At 71.5% G+C, this 23,249-nt stretch carries 20 protein-coding genes; 8 read left to right on the forward strand and 12 right to left on the reverse strand.

The features are described from left to right. Positions 1-48: 48 nt before the first annotated feature. Together LWF15_RS31950 and LWF15_RS31955 are read left to right on the forward strand one after the other, a co-directional pair. On the forward strand, positions 49-963 hold the full coding sequence (locus tag LWF15_RS31950) for a hypothetical protein (RefSeq protein WP_232814711.1): 915 nt from the start codon (positions 49-51) through the stop codon (positions 961-963). Positions 964-970: 7 nt separating this feature from the next. Further along, positions 971-1,825 carry a class I SAM-dependent methyltransferase gene (locus LWF15_RS31955; RefSeq protein WP_232814712.1) on the forward strand — a complete coding sequence of 285 codons (855 nt, stop codon included), beginning with the start codon at positions 971-973 and terminating at the stop codon, positions 1,823-1,825. 136 nt (positions 1,826-1,961) lie between these two features. On the opposite strand, the gene radA is transcribed toward LWF15_RS31955, so the two are convergent. Continuing rightward, positions 1,962-3,398, reverse strand: a complete 1,437-nt coding sequence (gene radA, locus LWF15_RS31960; RefSeq protein WP_232814713.1) for a DNA repair protein RadA — start codon at positions 3,396-3,398, stop codon at positions 1,962-1,964. Between radA and disA the strand changes: the two genes are divergently transcribed. The 3 genes from disA (at position 3,389) to LWF15_RS31975 (ending at position 6,691) form a co-directional block, all read left to right on the forward strand. After that, positions 3,389-4,624 (forward strand): DNA integrity scanning diadenylate cyclase DisA, encoded by a 1,236-nt coding sequence (disA, locus tag LWF15_RS31965; protein ID WP_408624439.1) that lies wholly within the window; start codon positions 3,389-3,391, stop codon positions 4,622-4,624. The two genes, radA and disA, sit on opposite strands and share 10 nt — an antisense overlap. Positions 4,625-4,788: 164 nt before the next feature. After that, the gene (locus tag LWF15_RS31970; protein WP_232814715.1) at positions 4,789-5,613 is read left to right on the forward strand and encodes an HhH-GPD family protein; all 825 of its coding nucleotides are present in this window, start codon (positions 4,789-4,791) and stop codon (positions 5,611-5,613) included. Between the two features lie 91 nt (positions 5,614-5,704). Next, entirely contained in the window at positions 5,705-6,691 is a 987-nt protein-coding gene (locus LWF15_RS31975; RefSeq protein ID WP_232814716.1) for an ATP-binding cassette domain-containing protein, read from the forward strand. Here LWF15_RS31975 and LWF15_RS31980 read toward each other — a convergent pair. The 6 genes from LWF15_RS31980 to LWF15_RS32005 all read right to left on the reverse strand — a co-directional run bounded on the left by LWF15_RS31980 (position 6,686) and on the right by LWF15_RS32005 (position 13,990). Beyond that, positions 6,686-7,189, reverse strand: coding sequence for an amino-acid N-acetyltransferase (locus LWF15_RS31980; RefSeq protein WP_232814717.1), 504 nt, complete (start codon positions 7,187-7,189; stop codon positions 6,686-6,688). The genes LWF15_RS31975 and LWF15_RS31980 overlap by 6 nt on opposite strands. A gap of 183 nt (positions 7,190-7,372) precedes the next feature. After that, on the reverse strand, positions 7,373-9,898 hold the full coding sequence (locus LWF15_RS31985; RefSeq protein WP_232814718.1) for an ATP-dependent Clp protease ATP-binding subunit: 2,526 nt from the start codon (positions 9,896-9,898) through the stop codon (positions 7,373-7,375). A gap of 905 nt (positions 9,899-10,803) precedes the next feature. Then, positions 10,804-11,139: a histone-like nucleoid-structuring protein Lsr2 gene (locus tag LWF15_RS31990; protein ID WP_232814719.1), complete on the reverse strand. Its 336-nt coding sequence runs from the start codon at positions 11,137-11,139 to the stop codon at positions 10,804-10,806. A gap of 221 nt (positions 11,140-11,360) precedes the next feature. Further along, complete coding sequence (locus LWF15_RS31995) at positions 11,361-11,594, reverse strand: hypothetical protein (RefSeq protein WP_232814720.1); 234 nt, start codon at positions 11,592-11,594, stop codon at positions 11,361-11,363. A gap of 33 nt (positions 11,595-11,627) precedes the next feature. Beyond that, positions 11,628-13,151, reverse strand: coding sequence for a lysine--tRNA ligase (lysS, locus tag LWF15_RS32000; protein ID WP_232814721.1), 1,524 nt, complete (start codon positions 13,149-13,151; stop codon positions 11,628-11,630). A gap of 59 nt (positions 13,152-13,210) precedes the next feature. After that, positions 13,211-13,990 carry an ANTAR domain-containing protein gene (locus LWF15_RS32005; protein ID WP_232814722.1) on the reverse strand — a complete coding sequence of 260 codons (780 nt, stop codon included), beginning with the start codon at positions 13,988-13,990 and terminating at the stop codon, positions 13,211-13,213. A 243-nt stretch (positions 13,991-14,233) separates the two neighbouring features. On the opposite strand from LWF15_RS32005, the gene LWF15_RS32010 reads away from it, so the two are divergent. Continuing rightward, on the forward strand, positions 14,234-15,355 hold the full coding sequence (locus tag LWF15_RS32010; RefSeq protein WP_232814723.1) for a glycosyltransferase family protein: 1,122 nt from the start codon (positions 14,234-14,236) through the stop codon (positions 15,353-15,355). A 59-nt stretch (positions 15,356-15,414) separates the two neighbouring features. Here LWF15_RS32010 and nadC read toward each other — a convergent pair whose 3' ends face one another. From nadC to LWF15_RS32030, 4 genes are read right to left on the reverse strand one after another with little or no spacing between them, the layout of a single operon-like run. Further along, positions 15,415-16,326: a carboxylating nicotinate-nucleotide diphosphorylase gene (gene nadC, locus LWF15_RS32015; protein ID WP_408624451.1), complete on the reverse strand. Its 912-nt coding sequence runs from the start codon at positions 16,324-16,326 to the stop codon at positions 15,415-15,417. 53 nt (positions 16,327-16,379) lie between these two features. Beyond that, entirely contained in the window at positions 16,380-18,071 is a 1,692-nt protein-coding gene (locus LWF15_RS32020; RefSeq protein WP_232814725.1) for an L-aspartate oxidase, read from the reverse strand. Then, positions 18,068-18,919: a pantoate--beta-alanine ligase gene (gene panC / locus LWF15_RS32025; protein ID WP_232814726.1), complete on the reverse strand. Its 852-nt coding sequence runs from the start codon at positions 18,917-18,919 to the stop codon at positions 18,068-18,070. The genes LWF15_RS32020 and panC overlap by 4 nt, the downstream gene beginning before the upstream one ends. Before the next feature lie 9 nt (positions 18,920-18,928). Beyond that, complete coding sequence (locus LWF15_RS32030) at positions 18,929-19,858, reverse strand: Rossmann-like and DUF2520 domain-containing protein (protein ID WP_232814727.1); 930 nt, start codon at positions 19,856-19,858, stop codon at positions 18,929-18,931. Positions 19,859-20,144: 286 nt separating this feature from the next. Here LWF15_RS32030 and LWF15_RS32035 point away from each other — a divergent pair, with 286 nt between their 5' ends. After that, entirely contained in the window at positions 20,145-20,876 is a 732-nt protein-coding gene (locus tag LWF15_RS32035; protein ID WP_232814728.1) for a methyltransferase domain-containing protein, read from the forward strand. A gap of 2 nt (positions 20,877-20,878) precedes the next feature. Next, entirely contained in the window at positions 20,879-21,751 is an 873-nt protein-coding gene (locus tag LWF15_RS32040; RefSeq protein WP_232814729.1) for an SAM-dependent methyltransferase, read from the forward strand. On the opposite strand, the gene LWF15_RS32045 is transcribed toward LWF15_RS32040, so the two are convergent. Continuing rightward, on the reverse strand, positions 21,716-23,249 hold a 1,534-nt coding region (locus LWF15_RS32045; RefSeq protein ID WP_232814730.1), incomplete at its 5' end, for a PH domain-containing protein. The two genes, LWF15_RS32040 and LWF15_RS32045, sit on opposite strands and share 36 nt — an antisense overlap.

Consider the following 23,249-nt stretch of genomic DNA (forward strand, 5'->3'; position numbering starts at 1 on the left):
GCCTCCCATGCGCGAAAGCAGGCCCCGTCAGGGCTTACATTGTCGGCCATGCCCCATCCCCCCGCGCCGGAAATCGGCCTCGACCCGGCCCGGCTCTGGCTGGAGTTCCCCGACCCCGAGCCCGCCGAGATCGTCGAGGACCCCGAGAACCTCGACGACGACGACCACCTCGAGGAGCTGGTCGACGCGCTGCTCGAGGACGTCGTCGAGGACGAGGAGGAGGACGACGAGGACGGTCCGGTCGAGGACGACGACCAGCCCGACCAGGTCTTCCGCTGCGACCTCACTTGGCTCACCTCGAACTGGACGTGCGTCTACGGCAGCGGGTGCGCCGGCATCTACGCCGACCGGCCCAGCGACGGATGCTGCACGCTGGGCGCGCACTTCGCCGACGAGGAGGACGAGGAACGGGTCACCGAGGCGGTCAAGGGCCTCGACGCGACCCTCTGGCAGTTCGCCGAGGAGGGCACCCGGGACGGCTGGGTCGAGGTCGACCCGGACGGCCAGCGCAAGACCCGGGTGTTCGAGGGGGCCTGCATCTTCCTGAACCGGCCCGGTTTCGCCGCGGGCGACGGGTGTTCGCTGCACAAGCTGGCCTGGGCCCAGGACCGCGAGCCGCTGGAGCTGAAACCGGACGTCTGCTGGCAGCTTCCGATCCGGCGTTCGTACCGCACCGTCGAGCGCCCCGACGGCACCAGCTATCTCGAGGTCACGATCAGCGAGTACGACCGCCGCGGCTGGGGGGCCGGCGGTCACGACCTGGACTGGTACTGCACCGGCAACCCGCAGGCCCACGTGGGCAGCAAGCCGGTGTACCGCAGCCTGCGCCCGGAACTGGTGGAGCTGATGGGCCAGGCCGCCTACGACGTGCTGGCCCAGCACTGCGACCAGATCACCGGCGCCCGCAAGTTGATCCCGCTCACCGTGCACCCGGCCACCACCCGCGCCCCGCACGGCCACTGAACCGAAGATGGCCGAGGTCGTCCCCAGCCCCAACATCTGGCGGCACCCGGGGGTCTACGAGGTCGAGAACCGTGCGGTCGACCCGGACGGGGTGATCGAGTCGGCGATGCGCTCGATCCAGGACTGGTCCGGCGCCACGGTGCTCGACATCGGCTGCGGCACAGGCTTTCACCTGCCCCGGTTCGCGGCCGAGGCGGCGGCGGTGATCGGGGTGGAGCCGCACCCGCCCCTGGTCGAACTGGCCCGGCGGCGGGTGGCCGCGCTGAGATCGGCACCAGGCTCGGCGTCTGCGTCAGGTTCAGCTCCAGCATCGGCCGCGGCTTCGACGCCGCTGCCGGGGTCAGTGCCGGTGCCAGGCTCGGTCTCGGCGTCAGCTTCGGCCCCGGGCCCGACCCCGGAGGAGTTGCGCGCCCGGATCGACGTGCGCACCGGAACGGCCCAGAAGCTCCCGGTGGCCGACCGTTCGGTGGATGTGGTGCACGCCCGCTGGGCCTACTTCTTCGGCCCGGGCTGTGAACCCGGCCTGACCGAGATCCGCCGGGTGCTGCGGCCCGGCGGGGTGGCCTTCGTCATCGACAACGACGCCACCCGCTCTACCTTCGGCGCCTGGTTCCGCCGCTGGCTGCCCACCTACGACCCGGCCGCGGTGGAGGCCTTCTGGGCCCGCCAGGGCTGGTCCCGCCAGAGCCTCGACATCCGCTGGGAGATGGCGACCCGCGCGGACTTCGAGGCCGTGGTGCGCATCGAGTTCAGCCGCGAGCACGCCGACCGCATCCTCGCCTCTCACCCCGGCTCGTCGGTGGACTACGCGGTGAACCTGCTCTGGTGGCGCGCACCCGAGGGCCTGGTGCTCAGCCGCTGAGTCGCCTGCGCGCTGATCCCCCTGAAGCAGGCGCGGGTTCGACGGGCACGGGTGCACTACGTGTAAACAAAGTCTTGCTATGGCAAGTTTTGTCTACACGTAGCCGCCCCGCCGATGGACCAGCAGCACCTCCCGCCTACCCCCGCTCCCCCCGGCTGCCGACCAGCGGGAAGGTGGCGCGGCTCAGGGCGGTGAGCACGTCAGGCACCTCGTAGACCACCATCCCCTCGGGAGCCGGCGCCGCGTCGCGGGTGCCGACGGGGACGAAGGCCGAGGTGAAGCCGAGGCGGGCGGCCTCGGCGAGGCGGCGGCCGACGCCGGCCACCGGGCGGACCTCACCGGCCAGGCCGACCTCGCCGACGGCGATGGTGCCGGGGGCTAGAGGGCGGTCGATGGCGGCGCCGGCCACGGCGAGCGCGACCGCAAGGTCGCAGGATGGCTCGGCGATACGGACGCCACCGACGGTGGAGACGTAGACGTCGTTGTTGGCCAGGCGGGCCCCGGCCCGGCGCTCGAGCACGGCCAGGATCATCGAGACGCGGCTGTTGTCGAGGCCGGAGGTGGCCCGGCGGGGGTTGCTGCCGGCGGTCGGGGCGACCAAGGCCTGCACCTCGCTGACCAGGGGGCGGCGGCCCTCGAGGGTGACGGTGACACAGGTGCCGGGCACCGGCTGGGCGTGCTGGGACACGAACAGGCCGCTGGGGTCGGTGAGGCCGACGATGCCCACCTCGGACAGGTCGAAGCAGCCCACCTCGTCGGTCGGGCCGTAGCGGTTCTTCACCGCGCGGACCAGGCGCAGCCGGGAGTGCCGGTCGCCCTCGAACTGGCAGACCACGTCGACCAGGTGCTCGAGCACCCGGGGCCCGGCGATCGAGCCGTCTTTCGTGACGTGCCCGACCAGCAGCGTGGCCATGCCCCGCTCCTTGGCCACCCGGATCAGCGAGGCCGCCACCTCACGCACCTGCGAGACGCTGCCGGCCGAGCTCTCCACCGCATCGCTGGCGATGGTCTGCACCGAGTCGACCACCAGCAGGTCGGGCTGCACGTCTTCCACGTGGCCGAGCACGGTGGACAGGTCGGTCTCGGCGGTGAGCAGCAGCCGCGGCCGCAGGGCGCCGATGCGCTCGGCCCGCAGCCGGACCTGGCTGGCCGACTCCTCACCGGTGACGTAGAGCACCGTGCGGGTCTGCTGCGCGGCCTTGGAGGCCACGTCGAGCAGCAGGGTGGACTTGCCCACCCCGGGCTCGCCGGCCAGCAGCACCACCGCCCCGCTGACGATGCCCCCGCCCAGCACCCGGTCGAGCTCTTCGACACCGGTGGACCAGGTCTGGGCGTTGTCGGCCGCCACCTCGGCGATCGGCTGGGCCTTGACCCCCACCGCGCGGGCCTTGGTGACCCCGGCGGGCGCCGCGCTGGCGGCCTCCATCACGGTGCCCCAGGCCTGGCACTCGCCGCAGCGCCCGGCCCACTTCGCCGTCTGCCACCCGCACTCGGCGCAGCGGTAGCCGGGGTTGTCGCGCCCGGACCGCTTGCTGCGCCCTGCCGAACCACGCCGCGCATCAGATGTGCTCACGCCCCAGAACCTACGCGGCCCCACCGACAGTCTTGCCCGGCCCCGGCCGGGAAACGCCTCGACCGCAGGCCAGGGGACACTCGGCCGGCGGCCCGCCCGGCCTTCGCGCCCGGCCGTCAGTGCATCCCGATAGACTTGCTCCCGTGGTCGCCGAGCGCACTCCCGAAGAGCTGCTGCGGTACACCCTTGCCGCCGTGGCCCCGGGCACCACGCTGCGCGACGGTCTGGAGCGCATCCTGCGGGGCCGCACCGGCGCGCTGATCGTGCTCGGTCACGACCCGGTGGTCGAGAGCATCTGCACCGGCGGCTTCCACCTCAACGTCGGCTTCTCCGCCACCCGGCTGCGCGAGCTGGCCAAGATGGACGGCGCGATCGTCACCGACGAGGACGGCTCGCACATCCTGCGGGCGGCCGTGCAGCTGGTGCCCGACCCGACCATCCAGACCGACGAGTCCGGCACCCGCCACCGCACCGCCGAGCGGGTGGCCAAGCAGACCGGCTACCCGGTGGTCTCGGTCAGCCAGTCGATGCGGATCATCGCGCTCTACGTGGCCGGCCGGCGTTACGTGCTCGAGGGTTCCGACGCGATCCTGGCCAAGGCCAACCAGGCCCTGGCCACGCTGGAGCGCTACAAGGCCCGGCTCGACGAGGTCACCAGCACCCTCTCCGCCCTCGAGATCGAGGATCTGGTCACCGTCCGCGACGTGTCGATCGTGATCCAGCGCCTGGAGATGGTCCGCCGCATCTCCGACGAGATCCAGCACTACGTGGTCGAACTCGGTACCGACGGCCGGCTGCTCTCGCTCCAGCTCGACGAGCTGATCGGCGGGGTCGGCCCCGACCGCGACCTGGTCATCCGCGACTACCTCGACGCCACCCGGCGGGAGCGCTCGATGCCCGAGGTGGTCACCGCCCTGGCCGAGATCGCCTCCAACGACCTGGTCGACCTCGGTCTGGTGGCCCGGGTCCTGGGCTTCGTGCAGGGCAACGACGCGCTCGACGCCTCGGTCAGCCCCAAGGGCTACCGCCTGCTCACCAAGGTCCCCCGGCTGCCCGGCGCGATCGTCGAGCGCCTGGTCGACCACTTCGGCGACCTGCAGAAACTCCTGGCCGCCAACCTCGACGACCTGATGCTCGTCGAGGGCGTCGGCGACCAGCGGGCCCGCGCGGTGCGCGAGGGCCTCTCGCGCCTGGCCGAGTCCAGCATCCTGGAGCGGTACATCTGAGCCCGACACGAACTAGAGACGGGTCTGGTCACCGACGCGGTCCCGGCACCTCCGCCACCACCCGAGGTGCGGGTCCCCGTGACCGCACCACCCCGTCCTCAATCGCTGACGAAAGCCCGCTCCACCGGCCGATCCTCGACTGGTACGAGGCCAACGCCCGCGAATTGCCCTGGCGCGAGCCGGGCTGCTCGCCCTGGCTCATCCTGGTCAGCGAGATCATGCTGCAGCAGACCCCGGTCAACCGGGTGCTGCCGATCTGGCGCGAGTGGGCCGAACGCTGGCCTACCCCCGCCGACCTGGCCGATGCCTCCCCGGCCGACGTGATCCGGGCCTGGGGTCGGCTCGGCTACCCCCGCCGGGCGCTGCGCCTGCACCAGGCCGCCCAGGCCATCGTCGAGCGCCACAACGGCAGCGTGCCGAGCGACCACGCCGAACTGCTGGCCCTGCCCGGCATCGGCTCGTACACGGCCGCCGCAGTGGCCAGCTTCGCCTTCGGCCAGCGCCACGCCGTGCTCGACACCAACGTGCGCCGGGTCTTCGCCCGCACCGTCTCCGGGGTCGAGTACCCGCCGCCCGCGCTCACCGCCGCCGAGACCCGGCTCGCCACCGAACTTCTGCCCGAGCAGAAGGCCCACGTCTGGGCGGTGGCAGTGATGGAACTGGGCGCTCTGATCTGCACCGCCCGCTCCCCCAAGTGCGCCGCCTGCCCGGTCTCGGCGCAGTGCGCCTGGCGGTTGGCCGGCTCACCCCCGCACACCGGCCCGGCCCGTAAGGGGCAGGCCTGGGCCGGCACCGACCGGCAGATCCGCGGCGCCCTGATGGCCGCCCTACGGCACAGCAAGGAGCCGCTGTCGCAGCCTCAGCTGGTCATCGAGGTGCCCGACAGCGCCCTGCGCGATCCCGGGCAGCGCTCGCGGTGCCTGGCCGGACTGATCGAGGACGGACTGGTCGAACCACTGCCGGACGAGCGCTACCAACTCCCTGCCTGAGCAGCATTAGGTGAAAACCCCCACATGGGATACACGGGGCGTACGTTACGACTGCCGTCTGAACGACTTAAATCTTCGCTAACCTCGACGCGTGGTCCAGAACGACGGGGGGAAGCCGCGGCCTGCCCAGGCGGCCGAGGCCGAGCCTGCTGTTGCCTTCGACCACGTCGCCTTCACCCTGCGCACGGGCTGGCGGCGTCGCCGTCGGCAACTGTTCGACAGCCTGTCGTTCACCGTCACCCCTGGTGAGGCGGTAGGTCTGCTGCTCCCTGAGGGAGCGGGCAAGACCAGCCTGGCCAAGCTGGCCACCGGGATGACCCGGCCGGGCTTCGGCTCGGTGCACCTGCTCGGCCTCGACCCGGTGCAGGCCGGGCTGGAGTCGGCCGGACGGGTCGGCGCCATCGTGAACGAGCACTCGCACCTGTGGCCCGACATCCCGCTCGAGGATGCGCTGGGCCTGCTCGCGCGCCATCTGGGCCTCGCCGAGCAGGCCGCCACCCTGCGCCACCGTCTGCTGGCCGAACGGCTCGAGCTGACCCGGGTGCTGCGGACCCGGGTGGTCGACCTGACCGTGGCTCAGCGCCGCCGCGCCGAGCTGGTGGCCGCCCTGCTGCCCGATCCGGAACTGCTGATCCTGGACGAGCCGACCCGCGGCATGGACGCGGCGAGCAAGGAGCGCATCCGCTCGGTGCTGCGCCAGGAGAACCGGATGAACGGCCGCACCCTGCTGCTGCTCACCAGCGACCTGGCCGACGTCGAGTCCACCTGCCCCCGGCTGCTGGTCGGGGTGGAAGGCCGGATCGGGTTCGACGGCAACGTGCCTGCGCTGACCGAACTGCTGGGCGCGGAGAAGGTTCTGGTGGTCGACCTGCTGGCCCCGGCCGGCCCGCTGGACGACGTTCCCGGCACCCAGCTGATCGCGGTCGAGGCCGGAGGTCTGCGGCAGCGGCTGGGCATCACTCCCGGGCACACCACCACGGCGAAAGTGCTTGCCGACGTGGCCTCCCGGGCTCGGGTGCGGAACCTCACCCTTCAGGAGCCGGACGTCGCCGAACTGGTGCGCCGCCTGACGCTATAGCTCACGCAGCATGCGGGAGTTGCCCAGGGTGTTGGGCTTCACCCGGGCCAGGTCGAGGAACTCGGCCACGCCCTCGTCCCGCGAGCGCAGCAGTTCCAGATAGACCTCGGGCGCCACCGGCGTCCCCTCGATCTCCCGAAAACCGTGCTGCTCGAAGAACTTCACCTCGAAGGTCAGGCAGAACAACCGGGAGACGCCCAGCTCGGTGGCCTGCTCGATGAGCGTGTCGAGCAGCGCGTGCCCGACCCCGGCCCCGCGCCGGCTCGACGAGACCGCCAGCGTGCGCACCTCGGCCAGGTCTTCCCAGAGCACGTGCACTGCGCCGCACCCGATCACCTGGTCGTCGGCGTCCACCGCGACGCGGAACTCCTGGACGTCCTCGTAGTAGGTGACCCGCTCCTTGTTCAGCAGGATGCGCTCGTCGGCGTAGCCGGAGACCAGGCTCGCGATGGTGGGGACGTCGGTGGTGCGGGCACGCCGGACACGGAACTCAGCCACCCGTCGATGTTCCCACGCCCGGCACCCGTGCGGTGAGTCGGGAACCCCACTGCTTTTGGACGTTTGTGGGCACCCACGAAGGAAACGCACCTACATCGGTGCCCAAGCACGTCTTCAAACCACAAACGGCCGAAGGCCGGAACCCCCACGGGGTTCCGGCCTTCGCCGTGACAGTGCTGCGGATCAGGAAGCCGCTTCGCCGGCGACCGGCGGAGCGCCCTTCTCGGTGGCTCCGGCCAGCTCCGGGATGGACCCGCTCTTCGAGGCTCCGCGGAAGCTGAAGGTCGCCGTGGCCGGCTCCCCCTCAGCGTCGACCAGAACGATCTGGCCCGCCTTGAGCTCGTTGTAGAGGATCTTCTCGGACAGCGTGTCCTCGATCTCGCGCTGGATGGCGCGGCGCAGCGGCCGGGCGCCCAGCACGGGGTCGTAGCCCTTGTGGGCCAGAGCGATCTTCGCGGCCGGGGTGAGCTCGAGGCCCATGTCCCGGTCCTTCAGACGCTCGTCCACCTTGGCGATCATCAGGTCGACGATCTGGATGATCTCGTCCTGCGACAGCTGCGGGAAGACGATGGTGTCGTCGACCCGGTTGAGGAACTCCGGGCGGAAGTGCTGCTTGAGCTCCTCCGCGACCTTCGCCTTCATCCGCTCGTAGCTGGTCTTCGTGTCGCTGCCGGACTGGAAGCCCAACTGCACACCCTTGGCGATGTCCCGGGTACCCAGGTTCGTCGTCATGATGATCACAGTGTTCTTGAAGTCCACCTGGCGGCCCTGGCTGTCGGTCAGGCGACCGTCCTCCAGGATCTGCAGGAGCGAGTTGAAGATGTCCGGGTGGGCCTTCTCGACCTCGTCGAACAGCACCACCGAGAACGGCTTGCGCCGCACCTTCTCGGTGAGCTGGCCACCCTCTTCGTAGCCCACGTACCCGGGCGGCGAACCGAACAGCCGCGAGACCGTGTGCTTCTCCGAGAACTCGGACATGTCCAGCTGGATCAGCGAGTCCTCGTCGCCGAACAGGAACTCGGCGAGCGCCTTGGCCAGCTCGGTCTTACCCACACCGGTCGGGCCGGCGAAGATGAACGAGCCACCGGGACGCTTCGGGTCCTTCAGGCCGGCCCGGGTACGGCGGATCGCCTGGGAGAGCGCCCGCACCGCGTCGGTCTGGCCGATGATCCGCTTGTGCAGCTCGTCTTCCATCCGGAGCAGACGCGAGGTCTCCTCCTCGGTGAGCTTGAACACCGGGATACCGGTCGCCGTGGCCAGGACCTCGGCGATCAGTTCCTCGTCGACCTCGGCGACCACGTCCATGTCGCCGGCCTTCCACTGCTTCTCCCGCTCGGCCTTCGCCGCCAGCAGCTTCTTCTCGCTGTCGCGCAGCGAGGCCGCCTTCTCGAAGTCCTGCGCGTCGATCGCGGACTCCTTGTCGCGACGGGTCTGCGCGATCTTCTCGTCGAACTCGCGCAGGTCCGGCGGAGCGGTCATCCGGCGGATCCGCAACCGGGCGCCGGCCTCGTCGATCAGGTCGATCGCCTTGTCCGGCAGGAACCGGTCGTTGACGTACCGGTCGGCCAGCGTCGCCGCCGCGACCAGGGCCGCGTCGGTGATGGAGACCCGGTGGTGCGCCTCGTAGCGGTCGCGCAGCCCCTTGAGGATCTCGATGGCGTGGGCCAGCGAGGGCTCCTGCACCTGGACCGGCTGGAACCGGCGCTCCAGGGCGGCGTCCTTCTCGATGTGCTTGCGGTACTCGTCGAGCGTGGTGGCGCCGATGGTCTGCAGCTCACCGCGGGCCAGCATCGGCTTCAGGATGCTGGCGGCGTCGATCGCGCCCTCCGCGGCACCCGCCCCGACGAGGGTGTGGATCTCGTCGATGAACAGGATGATGTCGCCGCGGGTGCGGATCTCCTTGAGCACCTTCTTCAGGCGCTCCTCGAAGTCACCGCGGTACCGCGAGCCGGCCACCAGGGCGCCGAGGTCGAGGGTGTAGAGCTGCTTGTCCTTCAGCGTCTCGGGCACCTCGCCCTTGATGATCGCCTGGGACAGGCCCTCGACGACCGCCGTCTTACCGACCCCGGGCTCACCGATCAGGACCGGGTTGTTCTTGGTGCGCCGCGACAGCACCTGCATGACCCGCTCGATTTCCTTCTCCCGGCCGATGACCGGGTCGAGCTTGCCCTCGCGGGCGGCCTGCGTCAGGTTGCGGCCGAACTGGTCGAGCACCAGCGAGCCGGACGGCGTGCCCTCGGCCGGGCCGCCGGCCGCGGCCGGCTCCTTGCCCTGGTAGCCGGACAGCAGCTGGATGACCTGCTGGCGCACGCGGTTGAGGTCGGCGCCGAGCTTGACCAGCACCTGGGCGGCGACGCCCTCGCCCTCACGGATGAGGCCGAGCAGGATGTGCTCGGTACCGATGTAGTTGTGGCCCAGTTGCAGCGCTTCCCGCAGCGACAGCTCCAGCACCTTCTTGGCGCGGGGCGTGAACGGGATGTGCCCGGAGGGGGCCTGCTGTCCTTGACCGATGATCTCCTGCACCTGCTCGCGGACAGCGTCGAGCGAGATGCCGAGGGACTCCAGCGCCTTGGCTGCGACTCCCTCGCCCTCGTGGATCAGCCCCAGCAGGATGTGCTCGGTACCGATGTAGTTGTGGTTGAGCATCCTGGCCTCCTCCTGGGCCAGGACAACAACACGGCGGGCGCGGTCGGTGAACCTCTCGAACATCTGCGCTCCTCGTGCGGTCAGTGGGGGTGAGACTGAGGTCTCGCTGACCTTATCGATGCTATCTGGGGCTACGGAAAGAAACACCCTGCGTTCTGAGAGTGAGACTGTTCCGACACCCGTGCATCGGCCAACGGAGCTGGAACCTTACGTGTTCCAGGCTCGCGGCACAGCACTTCGATGTTCGCTGTCGGCGGACAGAACCGGCACCCTTCCGGCGCTTTGCGGTCTTCGTGCCCATGTCCGGCCGGGAGCGCCGGACGCGACGCGCCGGAGGAGCCCCTCTACGCGGGCTGCCCGTCCAGAGTGCCACCCGGGATCTTCCGGCGCGCCCCCGGATCACCCACTCGGCCCCGGCCCCCTCAGGCGTCTCCCGGCCAGGAATTCGGCGGGCTTTTCACCACCCGCGCGAGGGCACCGGACACGAAGCGGACAATGCCGGATGAGCACAACGATTGCACCGTTCACTGCACAAGCAATCCTTGCAGAACAACAGGCAGCGCCGGAACGATCACACAAACTCCTCCGGCCACGTTGTCAGTACGAGCTCCGGCCGGTGATGAAGTCGGGGGGGGTTACCCGGCGGTGGGAGTCGATCGCATCACACCACCTTCCGGCACCGGTTAGACACGATCCGATCGGGGTGCCGCTTAGGTCCGGGCCGGGTCCGACAGTTTCCGGCCGGCCTTCATTCGGGCCGACCAGTGAATTCGGGAAAACGCCGAAATTCTGCGGTCGTCTTTTTCTCCGGCCGGCCGAGGAAAAAAGACCCGGCAAACGGCGACGGGCGCCGAACCTTCACGGTTCGGCGCCCGTCCACGAACTTCACCGTGATTTCCACGGAGGTGGCGCTGCTGTTCCCCCCTGATTTCCGCCGCCGGTAACCGGCGGCGGAGACGGCGGAAGGCTCAGTGCGCGCCCTCGTAGGCGGCCATCACCTCGGCCGAGACCCGGCCCCGGTCACTCACCTGGTAGCCGTTCTCCCGGGCCCACGCCCGCACGTCGCCCAGATCCGCCTTGGACGAGGCCGGACGGCGCCCGCGCGGGCTTCCGGCCCGGGTGGTACGGCCACTGACCTTGCGCGCGTGCCCCACCCACGGTGCGATCGCGTCCCGCAATGCCTCCGCATTCGCTGCGGAGAGGTCAATTTCATAGCTGACCCCGTCGAGCGAGAACGACACCGACTCCTCGGCCTCGCCCCCGTCCAGGTCGTCAACAAGAATGACCTGCACCTTCTGCGCCATCAATTACTCCTAGAAACGCCACCGGAGTCCACCCCGGGCAGGCGAACCCATTCATGGGAATGATGGAGTCGACATTCCAGCATGTCAAGCCAACACCTCAGCATGACCACAAATAGCCGGTGCTTAGCAGATCTTCCGCAGCTCCGGGACTTTCTGAGTTTCCCCGGTAGTCGGCCGACGGGTAGCGCGTTGCGTCACCCGTTCGGCCGAACCGGTGACAGTTATTGCTGTCCCGGTGTACCGGCCGGCTTCGGCGATTCACCGGGGCCGGCCGATTGCCCGGTCGATTGCGCGGTATGCGTTTGCCCCGCGGCTTTCTCGGCCGCCGCCGCCCGGCGGTCCTCGGCGGCCTGGGCCAGGCGCTCACGCCGGTCGGCCTGAAACACCGCCCGGATCGCGATCACGAAGAGGAAGAGAACACCGATCGAGGGAAAGATCGCGGCCACGTAGTCCATGTCGACTCCTACGACTTCAGCGGTTGCGGGCCGCTATTCCGGCTTGACCAACGGGAACAGAATCGTCTCCCGGATGCCGAGCCCGGTGACCGCCATCAACAGGCGGTCCAGGCCCATGCCCATGCCTCCGGTGGGCGGCATGCCGTGCTCCATCGCCCGCAGGAAGTCCTCGTCCAGGCGCATCGCCTCGTCGTCACCGGCCGCGGCGACCTTGGCCTGGGCCACGAAGCGCTCACGCTGCACCACCGGGTCGACCAGCTCCGAGTAGCCGGTGCCGAGCTCGAACGAGCGCACGTACAGGTCCCACTTCTCGGCGACCCCGGGGGTGCTGCGGTGCGGGGCGACCAGGGTGGAGGTCTCTTCCGGGTAGTCGCGCACGAAGGTCGGCGCGTACAGGTCCGGCACCACCAGTTCCTCGAAGAGCTCCTCGGCCAGCTTGCCCGGGCCGTACCAGCTCTCCACCTTCACGTCGTGCTTGGCGGCCAGCTCGACGAGTTCGGCCAGGTCGGTCTGCGCGGTGATCTCCCGGCCGGCGGCCTGCGACAGCGAGCCGTACATGGTGATCTGCTGCCACTCGCCGCCCAGGTCGTACTCGGTGCCGTCGGCCAGGGTCACCGTGGTGCCGCCGGCCACCGCGGTGGCGGCCGCCTGCACCAGGGTGCGGGTGAGCTCGGCCATCGAGTCGTAGTTGCCGTAGGCCTGGTAGGCCTCGATCATCGCGAACTCCGGCGAGTGCGTGGAGTCGGCACCCTCGTTCCGGAAGTTGCGGTTGATCTCGAAGACCCGGTCGATCCCGCCGACCACCGCGCGCTTGAGGAAGAGCTCGGGGGCGATCCGCAGGAACAGCTCGAGGTCGAAGGCGTTCATGTGGGTCTTGAACGGCCGGGCCGCGGCCCCGCCGTGGATGGTCTGCAGCATCGGGGTCTCGACCTCGACGAAGTCGCGACCGTGGAACGTCTCGCGCAGCGAGCGGACCACGGCGGCACGGGTGCGCACCACGTCGCGGGCGGCCGGGCGCACGATCAGGTCGACGTAGCGCTGCCGGACCCGGGCCTCCTCGGACATCTCCTTGTGCAGCACCGGGAGCGGGCGCAGCGCCTTGGCCGCCATCGCCCAGCGGTCAGCCATCACCGAGAGCTCACCCCGCTTGGACGAGATCACCTCACCGTGCACGGTGACGAAGTCACCCAGGTCGACGTCGGCCTTGAAGGCGGCCAGCGCCTCGGCGCCGACCCCGTTGGCGGTGACCATCACCTGCAGCTGGGTGCCGTCGCCGTCCTGCAGCACGGCGAAGCAGAGCTTGCCCGCGTCGCGGAAGCGCATCACCCGCCCCGCCACCGAGACGATCTCGCCGCTGGAGGCGCCGGTCTCCAGCTCGGCGTGCGCGGTGCGGATCTCGGCCAGGGAGTGCGTGCGCTCGACCTCGACCGGGTACGCCGGCTTGCCCTCGGCCAGGATGCGCGCCCGCTTCTCCGCGCGGATACGCATCTGCTCGGGTACGTCCTCCCCGTTCGGGACGGGCGCGTCTGCCGGGTGGGCTGCCTGCTGTTCGGTCACGACGAGTCATCCTAGTCGGCTGCCTAGGCGCTGATCGCCCCGCCGTCAACCCCGGCCGCTCAGGACTGCTCGAGGATCGCGCTGGTGGTCAGGGCCGCCCAGATCCGGGCCGCGGTCTCGCGCTCGGCCGGGGTGGGGCGGACCACCAGTTCCGGGTCCTCCGGGTGCTCGGCCGCCTGACCGCCGACGTGCTCGACCAGGGCCACCGCCAGGTTGCGCAGCCGGATGTTGAAGTGCTGGCTGGCCCGGGCCAGGGCGGCGAAGGCGGCCGGGGCGTCGGCGCCGATCGCCCCCATCACGAGCCCCTTGGCCTGCTCGATGACCCGGCGGTACTGGGTCATCTGCAGCATCTGCTGGGCCACCTGCTCCTCGCCCGCGCAGTACTCCACCACCGCCAGGGCCTGGGTGACCAGCGGCTCGTAGCGGTCGATCTCGCGCAGCACCTGGCTGTCCGGCACCCGGTCCAGGTAGACCGAGAACACGGTGGGCAGGTCGGACCCGAACTCGCCGGGGACGAAGATCACGCCCCGGACCTGCTCGAGCAGCTTCGGCTCGACGCCGGGCAGGTCGCCCAGGCCGAGCTTGGCGTCGTCGCTGTCCGGCCGGGTGACCACGGCGTCCCGGCGGAAGGCGTCCCAGATCGGCCCGTGGGCATGTTGCCACTGCGCCGGGTCGAGTTCCGTGGCGACTCCGATCGCCGCGACGGTCTTCGGTGTCCCGCCCTCGTTCCGGCTGTCCGTCGCGACACTGAGGCCGACGCCGAGACTGCCCGGCACGGACTGCAGCGTGAACTCGAGAAGGCTTGTCAGCAGGTCGTTCCCGAACTCGCGGATGGTCAAAGAAGGATCCTTTCGAAGGCGGCGGCCGGACGACCGCCGGTCTCCCAGCATCAGGCTTCAGCGCGCGCAAAGCGATCACAGCTGCCAGGCTCGAACGAGTAGCGGCAGCGGCGGCCGACCTGCACGGCCGGAGGTCGCGCCGGTCGATGAGAGGAAGATGATCAGGTTATGGTGGCCCCCTCGTCCAGCACAGGCGCGAGTTCCTCACCCGTTTCCTTGAGCGGAACCTCTCGAGAGGCGCCTGTGTCCCCCTCCCGTAAACGACGTCGTGCCTCCCCCGAGTGGGAGGGTCGCACGATCATCCGCATCGCGGCACTCCCCGGGCGGGGTGTCTACGTCCGGCACCTCGGTCACCCCGAGGGTGTCGACGGTGTGCACCGGCCGACGGTGCAGATGCCCGGGTCCGCGCCGCGCCCCCCGGCCGCGTTCGACCCGGCCTGGCTGGCCGCCCATCTCGGCGACATGCAGGTCGTCCACGTGCACGCCCTGGCCCCCCGGATGAACGCCGAGCACGTGCAGGCGGCGATCCGGGCCACCCGTGAGTCCGGCCGCCCGCTGGTGGTCACCGCCTACCACCTGAGCGACCCGACCGGCCTGGACGAGGCCGGGTACGCCGAGCAGCTGGACGCCCTGATCCCGGCCGCGGACCAGGTGATCACGCTCACCGCCGGGGCCGCCGACGAGATCGCCCGGCGCTGGTCGGTGGGCGCCGACGTGCAGCCCCACCCGCACGCGGTCGACTTCGTGCGGATGCGCCGCGAGCGCCCCGCCCGCGGCCAGAACAGCCCGTTCGTGGTCGGGGTGCACCTGGGCGGCCTGCGGCTGCCGAGCGACCCGGTCAAGGTGGTCGCCGCGCTGGCCGAGGCGGCCCGGCAGGTACCCGAGGTGCGCCTGGTGGCGTTCGCCCACGACCACCTGCTCGACTCCGACTCCACCCGCTACGACCCGGCCACCGTGCGCGAGATCGACCGGCTGCTCAGCGCCGCCGGCGGTTCGTTGCGGGCCCACCGGCCGATGACCGACTCCCAGCTCTGGGACAACATCTTCGGCCTCGACGCCGCACTCGTACCGCCCTTCTTCGGCTCGCACTCGGTGTGGCCGGAGGCCTGCTACGACCTGGGCACCCAGGCGATCATGCCGGCCGCCAACCACGCCGCCCAGCAGCGTCCGGACGCCGGCAGCCTCTCCTACACCAGCGACCGCGACGGCCTGCCCGACGTGGCCTCGCTGACCGAGGCGCTGGGCAAGGCGGTGGCCACCCAGGAGGTGCTGCGGGCCGACCCGACGGCGCGCTTCACCGAGCGGGTCAAGATCGCCGAGTGGCTGCGCAACAACTACGAGCGTCTGCTGGCCGACCGGGCCTGAGCCGCGAGGTGCGGCACACCGCGGTGTGCCGCACCGGTTCCCGGCCGGTGTAACGGTTCTCAGCCGACCAGGTCGATCGCCAGGTCGAGGATCGGTGAGGAGTGGGTCAGCCCGCCGACCGAGAGGTAGTCGACCCCGGTGCGGGCGTACTCGGCCGCCACCTCGAGGGTGAGCCCACCGGTGGCCTCGATCTCGATCGGCTCGCCGGTGGTCGCCCGGGCCGCCTTCACGCTCTCGGCCAGCAGGGCCGGCGACATGTTGTCCATCAGCAGGAACCGGGCGCCGATCTGCACCGCCTCCACCGCCTCGGCCGTGGTGGTCACCTCCACCTGCACCGCGACCTCCGGGAAGCGCTGCCGCACCAGGCGGTAGGCCTCGGCCACCGAGCCGGCCGCGATCTTGTGGTTGTCCTTCACCATCGCGACGTCGTACAGGCCCATCCGCTTGTTCGTGCCGCCGCCGCAGCGCACCGCGTACTTCTCCAGCATCCGCAGCCCCGGCGTGGTCTTGCGGGTGTCCAGCACCTGCGCCCCGGTGCCGGCCAGCTCGTCCACCCAGCGCCGGGTGTGGGTGGCCGTGCCGCTGGTACGGCAGACCAGGTTGAGCAGGGTGCGCTCGGCGATCAGCAGCACCTGGACCGGCCCGTGCAGCACGGCCAGCACGTCGTCGCGGACCACGGCCCGGCCGTCCGGGACCCGCAGTTCGGCGGTGGCCGCCGGCAGCCCGGTCCAGGCCGAGACCTCGGCGAGAACCACCGGCACCAGCGGCATCCCGCTGATCACCCCGGCCGCGCGGGCGACCACGTGGGCCCGGCCCGGCACCTCGGCCCCGATCGTGGACTCGCTGGTCACGTCGTGCCCGGGAGCGGCCCCGGGTACCTGCACGACGGCACCGCCGATGCCCAGGTCCTCGGCCAGGGCGTCGCGCACCACCGAGCGCACCCGGTCCGGGTCCAGCCCGGCGGCCGTCAGGGCCTCGATCGTGCCGGTGGGCCAGGGGGTCTCGGTCTGCCAGCGATCCACGATCAGCCTTCCAGGGGTTCGAACCGGGTGATGAGCTCACCGTCGGGGTCCAGCCGGCCGATCAGCCGGCCGCGCCAGGCGGCGTCGTCGCGCTGCGGGAAGTCCTCGCGGTAGTGCCCGCCGCGGGTCTCCTCGCGGAGGGCGGCGACCTGGGTGAGCACGGTGGCGACGGTGTGCAGGTTGGTGGTCTCCCACTCGGCGGTGCCGTGGGTGACGTCGATCTTGTCCACGCCCACCGGGACCTCGGTGCCACCGGCGGCGGAGATCCGGGCCAGGCTCGCGGCCGCCTTCTCCAGCCCCTCGGCGGTCCGGATGACCCCGGGTCCGGAAGAGGCGGCCCGCTGCGCCTTCACCCGCGCGGTGGCCGCGAGCAGGCCGGCCGGCCCCGGCCGGTCCACGGCCTCCAGCTGGGGCAGCTCCCCGCTCCCGAGCCGCGCGCTGACGTCGTCCGCAATTCGGTGGGCGAACACCAGACCCTCCAGCAGCGAGTTGCTGGCCAGCCGGTTCGCCCCGTGCACACCCGTGCACGAGCACTCGCCCACCGCGTACAACCCGGGCAGGCTGGAACGGCCGTCGGCGTTCACCCGGATCCCGCCGGAGTGGTAGTGCTGGGCGGGCGCCACCGGGATCAGGTCTTCCGCCGGGTCGAAACCGTGCCCGGCGAGCGCGTTCACGATGGTGGGGAAGCGCCGGCGCAAGAAGGTGCGGCCGAGGTGCCGGGCGTCGAGGAACACGTGCGAGGTGCCGGTGGTGGCCATCTGCCGCACGATCGCCTTGGCCACCACGTCACGCGGGGCCAGCTCGGCCATCTCGTGCACACCGGTCATGAAGCGCAGGCCGTTGACGTCGAGCAGCTGGGCCCCTTCGCCGCGCACCGCCTCGGAGATCAGCGGCTGCTGACCCCGGGCGTTCTGGCCCAGCCAGAGCACGGTCGGATGGAACTGCACGAACTCCAGGTCGGCGGTCTCGGCCCCGGCCCGCAGAGCCGCCGCGATGCCGTCGCCGGTGGCCTCACGCGGATTGGTGGACGACTGGAAGACCTGGCCGATGCCCCCGGTGGCCAGCACGACCGCCCGGCCGAGCGCCGCCCCGACTCCGTCGCGACTGCCTTCACCGATGACGTGAAGCGTTACCCCGCAAGCAGTTCCGTTTGCGCTGGTGAGCACGTCGAGCACCAGGGCCTGCTCCAGCACCTCGATGCCCGGGTCGTCGCGCACCGCCTCCAGAGCAGCGATCAGCGCGCGCGAGATCTCCGCCCCGGTCGCATCGCCACCGGCGTGCGCGATCCGGTCGCGGTGATGGCCGCCCTCGCGGGTCAGCGCGATCTCGCCGCTCGGAGTGAGGTCGAAGTTCGCCCCCAGAGCCACCAGTTCCCGCACCCGGGAGGGGCCTTCGGTGACCAGGGCGCGCACCGCACCCTCGTCGCACAGCCCCACCCCGGCGACCAGGGTGTCGTCGAGGTGCTCGGCCGGCGAGTCCTCCGGGGCCAGCGCCGCGGCGATCCCGCCCTGCGCCCACCGGGTGGAGCCGGAATCAAGGACGGTCTTGGTCACCAGAAGCACGCGGGGCACCCGACGTCGCAGCCGCAGTGCGGCGGTGAGCCCGGCGATCCCCGAGCCCACCACCACCACGTCGGCCTGACTGGTCCAGCCGATCTGGGGGGTGGCCAGCCGGGTGGCCAGTCTCGGGCTCACGCCGGGCCCCCGACCACCAGGGGCAGGTTGTCGATCAGCCGGGTGGTGCCGACCTTGGCCGCGACCAGCAGCACGGCCTCGCCCTGGAAGTACTCCGGCACGTCGTCCAGACCGACCGGGTCGACCAGCACCAGGTAGTCCACGATCACCAGGGGCTCGGCCACCAGCACGTCCCGGGCGGCCCGGCGCACCGCGCTCGGCCCCTGGGCCCGCACCGCCTGCCCGGCCCGCAGGGCCCGGGACAACGCCAGGGCGCACTCCCGGTCCAGCTCCGTGAGGTAGCGGTTGCGGCTGCTCAGGGCCAGGCCGTCGCTCTCCCGCACGGTGGGCACGGCGACGATCTCGCAGCCGAAGTCCAGGTCCTTGGCCATCCGCCGGATCAGCAGCAGCTGCTGGGCGTCCTTCTGCCCGAAGAACGCCAGCTGCGGCCGGGTCAGGTGGAACAGCTTGGCCACCACGGTGAGCACACCGTCGAAATGCCCGGGCCGGGAGGCGCCTTCGAGCTTGGCCCCGAGCTGCCCGGCCGAGACCCGCACGCCCGGGTCGCCGCCCGGGTAGATCACGTCCGGCGAGGGGTTGAACACCAGGTCCACACCCTCCCGCTCGCACAGCTCGAGGTCGCTGTCGAACGTGCGCGGATACTTGGCCAGGTCCTCGCCTGGGCCGAACTGCAGCGGGTTGAGGAAGACGGTGACGATCACGCTGTCGGCCCGCTCCCGCGCCTGACGCACCAGCTCGGCGTGGCCGGAGTGCAGGGCCCCCATCGTCATCACGACGGCGACCGTGCCGGTGAGCTTCTCGCGGGCTACGGCCAGCTCGTCCCGGGTACGAGCGACAACTGTGGACATGGGCTCAACCTACTCGCCGCCTCCGGCCGGCCTCGGGCCGGAGTTCAGGGCGGCCAGCAGGGCCTCGGCGCTGTGCAGCGGCAGCCGCCCCGAGGCCAGCGCCCGGTCGGCGGTGGCCCGGGCCATCGCCCGGTAGGTCTCGAGCGTGCCCTCGCCCCGCTCACCGGTCGCCCGGATGGCGGTCAGGTGCTGGGCCAGGGTGCCCGCGTCGCCGCGGGCCACCGGGCCGGTCAGGGCGTTGTCGCCGGCCCGCAGCGAGTTGTCCAGCGAGGCCGACAGCAGCGGGGCCAGCAGCCGGGCCGGGTCGTCCACCCCGGCCCCGCGCAGCAGGTCCAGGGCCTGGGCGACCAGCGTGATCAGGTGGTTCGAGCCGTGTGCGAGGGCCGCGTGGTACAGACCGCGCATCTCCTCGGCGATCACCACCGGTTCGGCCCCCATCTCGACCACCAGGGCCTGGGCGATCGGCAGCACCGGGCCCGGGGCGCTGACCCCGAAGCAGCAGTCGGTCAGCCGGCTCAGGTCCAGGCTGGTGCCGGTGAAGGTCATCGCCGGGTGCAGGGCCAGCGGGATCGCGCCCCGGCCGACCGCCGGTTCCAGCGCCTTCCAGCCGAACCGCCCGCTGGTGTGCACCAGCAGCTGACCGGGCAGCCAGGCGCCGGTGCCGGCCAGGCCGGAGACCAGTTCCGGCAGCGCGTCGTCGGGGATCGCGATCAGCACCAGCTCGGAGCGCTCGACCACGTCGGGGATGTCCAGCACCGGCACGCCGGGCAGCAGCACGGAGGCCCGCTCCCGGCTGGCCTCGGACACCGCGCTGACCCCGACCACCGCATGACCGGCGGCCCGCAGGGCGGATCCGAGCACGGCACCGACCCGGCCGGCCCCGATCACACCGACCCCGAGCCGCCCCGGACGCTCGCCTGGGTTATGGGTTTCAGACACCTCGGCAGGGTAACCGGCGGCCCCTGGGTTGCACTGCACCTCACGTTTGCGCCGCCTCGTTCGTCTTCCCGGGCGGGAGGGCTTTGTCCGGGCCGTAAGTTGAGAGCGGCTCGGAGAGCACGAGCTTTGTCGCCCCCGCACTGCCGCCCACCTCACGTTTGCGCCGCCCCGTTCGTCTTCCCGGGCGGGAGGGCTTTGTCCAGGCCACCAGCTGAGAGGCCCTTCCCCCGCTCGGAGTCCCCCGCTGCAAGGGCGGCGTCCCCCGTCCCCCGCGTAGGGTTGCATCGTGGGACGTCACGAACGCATCGCCGAGCTGGTCGACCTCAACCGTCCGGGCCTGGAGGTGGCCGACCTGGCCAGTGGCCCCGGCCGCACCGTCCGGGCCCTGCTGAAGGCCGCCACCGGGGCCGAGCCGGGCCGGGTGCACGCCGTCGACGCGGCCTCCAACCTGGACGACGAGGTGCTGCACGACGCCCGGGTGCGCTCGGTGCTGGCCGACCTCGACGAGCCGCTGCCGTTCGCCGACGCGGGCCTCGACCGGGTGATCTCGCTGAACCTGGCCGAGCACCTGTCCGACCCGATGGCCCACCTCGCCGAGTGCTACCGGGTGCTGCGGCCGGGCGGTCTGCTGGTGCTGGCCCACAGCGACTGGGACACCGCCCTGTTCGCCAGCGCCGACGATGCGCTGACCCGGCTGCTGGTCGACCGGTTCGTCTCCACCGTGCCCCGGTTCGCCGAGCGCGCCGACGGTTTCATGGGCCGCAAGCTGCTCGGGCTGGCCGGCCGCTCGGAGTTCGAGCTGGTCAGCGCCGACACCTGGGCCGACTGCCACCGGCGCTTCGACCGGGGTTCGGTGAGCTGGAAGGTGGCGATGGGCGTGCTGGCCGCCACCAAGGACGACCCGCAGCTGGCCGACCGGGCCACCACCTGGGTCGAGGGACTGTCCCAGCTGGCCGCCGAGGGCAAGTTCCTGTTCGCGGTCACCGATGTCGCCCTGGTGCTGCGCCGCCCCGAGTAGCCGTGCTGCCGACCTGGCAAGAAGCCTGGCAGGGTGCGCTCTACGGGCCGGGCGGCTTCTACCTGCGCCCCGAAGGTCCGGCCGGGCACTTCCGCACGGCCGCCCACGCGGCTCCCGCGCAGCTGGCCGCGGCCGTCTCGCGGCTCGCCGACTCGGTGGGGGCACGAAGAATTGTGGACGTCGGTGCCGGCCGGGGCGAGTTGCTCACCTCATTGGTCGGCGTTGGTTCACAAGAACTTTGGGGCGTGGACGTGGTGCCCCGCCCGGCATCCCTCAGCCCTCGGGTGCACTGGGCCGCCGGGCTGAGCGAGCTCCCGAACGAGGCGCTCGCCGACGCTCTGGTGGTGGCCTGGGAGCTGCTCGACGTGGTACCTCTGAGCGTGCTCGAGCTGGACGAAAGTGGTTCTGCGTCTGTCGTTCTGGTGGACCCCCGAACCGGACGCGAGCGCCTTGGTGGCCCCGGACGTCTTCAAGATCGGCTCTGGATCGACCAGTGGTGGCCCCTGGACGGCCTGGAAGAGGGCGACCGCATCGAGGTCGGCCGGTACCGTGACCTTTTCTGGCGCAGACTCGTTCAGCGAGCCTGTTCAGCCGGGGCCAAGGCGGCCCTCTGCGTGGACTACGCCCACACCCGGGCAGACCGACCGGCCCTGGGCAGCCTGACCGGCTTTCGCGGCGGGCGCGCCGTGCCGCCCCGCCCAGACGGTTCCATGGACATCACCGCCCACGTCGCCATCGACTCCGTGGCTGCCGGCGGCTCGGTGGCTGAACTGACCACTCAGGCGCGGGCTCTGGCCGCGCTCGGGGTGAGCGACCCCGAACTGCTCGACCCGGGCGGCCTAGGCGGTTTCGCCTGGCTGCTCCAGGTGCCCTGAGCCGGGCCGGTCCAAGGGCACCGGATCCGGAGCCGGCTGGTCCTGGTACTCCGGACCCGGCTGGTTCAGGTGCCCGGAGATCTCCATCCAGCGCTCCGGACCGGACTTCTTGCGCGCCTGCTCGGCCCGGATCGACTGCACCGCGATGAGTTCCGAGGCCTGGGCCTGGTCGAGGTGCGAGGCGACCGGGCTGACCGGCCCGGCGGTGGAGTGCATGGTGAACGAGGCCAGCCCGAGCCGGCGCTGCAGCGGCCCCTGGGTCAGGCCCAGGCTCTGGGTGCGGGCGTGGGGCACGATGTCGAGGTGCCGGTAGATCCGGCCGCTGCGGATCAGCAGCGCCTGGTCGGTGACGCGCACGCCGGAACGCCCCCAGGAGATCGGGTCCACCCAGCGCGACCGGCGGGGCGCGGTGAGGAACCCGGCGCTGGCCCCGGTGCCGGTCAGCCCGGCGTCGACCACGTCCCACGGGTTCTCGCCCGGCTCGACCCCCAGGTCGGGCAGCACCAGCGCGAGCACGCCGACCGCCTCGACCTTGGGCCCGACCGGCAGGAGCGTGCTGCCGGACTCGGAATCGTTGTCGTCGCCGCCGTATCCGGCGATGTTGACGTGCACCGTCCACCAGCCCAGCCGACGCCAGAGCAGCCCCTGGCTCAGCCGCACGGCCTGCACCCGGCCCGGCGGCACCGTCTGGGTGCGCTGCTCCAGCAGGCCGTAGCGCAGCCGCAGCCCGTCCGGCGAGTCTGAGATGCGGAAGCCGAACCCGTTGGAGAACCGGTTCCACAGCACCCCCGCGGCGCCCAGCAGCGGCGCGAACGAGCCGGCCAGAGGGCCCGGGTGGCCGATCACCAGACTGATCACCGCGAGCACCAGCACCCCGCCCACGAAGCTGATCGCCGGGGTACTGACCAGCAGCGACAGGATCAGCCGGCCGACCGGCACCTCGAGCGTGGAACGCTCCGGCGCCTCCGGCGCGTCGGGCCCCTCGTACCGCACCCCGGCGGCCGAGGCCAGCAGGTGATTGCGCAGCGCCCGGGCGTCGTCCTCACGCAGGAACGACAGCGCGACGTTGGACTCCTTGCCCCCGGCCACCTCCACGGTGATCCGGGCCAGGCCGAGCAGCCGGGCCAGGAACGGCTGCACCACGTCGACCGCCTGCATCCGGTCCAGCCGGGCCCGGCGCTGCTGCCGGAACAGGATGCCGGTGTGCAGTTCCAGCGCCTCGTCGAGCACCCGGAACCGGGTGGCCCGCCACGAGGCGAAGGCCAGCCCCACGCCGATCAGGACGATCGCCAGCAGCACCGCCCCGCCGCCGAGCAGCCAGCGCCCGGCCACGTGCGGCTGCTCGAAGTTCGCCTCGCCCGCGATCAGGTCGTTGCCGAAGCTCTGCACCACGAAGACCAGCACCACGGCGATCACCTGCCAGGACCGCAGCAGCGGGGTGGCCGGGTGCATCAGGTGCCACTCGCCGTCGGCCAGGCCCGACTGACCCGGCTGACCG

This window comes from Kineosporia rhizophila (genome assembly GCF_021277265.1).
Lineage (GTDB): Bacteria > Actinomycetota > Actinomycetes > Actinomycetales > Kineosporiaceae > Kineosporia > Kineosporia rhizophila.

What these genes read in the sequence shown, in the direction of transcription:
- LWF15_RS31955 (WP_232814712.1), top strand. Translation starts at nt 971, where the DNA reads ATGGCCGAGGTCGTCCCCAGCCCCAACATCTGGCGGCACCCGGGGGTC.
- LWF15_RS31985 (WP_232814718.1), bottom strand. Translation starts at nt 9,898, where the DNA reads ATGTTCGAGAGGTTCACCGACCGCGCCCGCCGTGTTGTTGTCCTGGCC.
- panC (WP_232814726.1), bottom strand. Translation starts at nt 18,919, where the DNA reads ATGTCCACAGTTGTCGCTCGTACCCGGGACGAGCTGGCCGTAGCCCGC.
- LWF15_RS31995 (WP_232814720.1), bottom strand. Translation starts at nt 11,594, where the DNA reads ATGGACTACGTGGCCGCGATCTTTCCCTCGATCGGTGTTCTCTTCCTC.
- disA (WP_408624439.1), top strand. Translation starts at nt 3,389, where the DNA reads ATGTGCTCACGCCCCAGAACCTACGCGGCCCCACCGACAGTCTTGCCC.
- LWF15_RS31950 (WP_232814711.1), top strand. Translation starts at nt 49, where the DNA reads ATGCCCCATCCCCCCGCGCCGGAAATCGGCCTCGACCCGGCCCGGCTC.
- LWF15_RS31990 (WP_232814719.1), bottom strand. Translation starts at nt 11,139, where the DNA reads ATGGCGCAGAAGGTGCAGGTCATTCTTGTTGACGACCTGGACGGGGGC.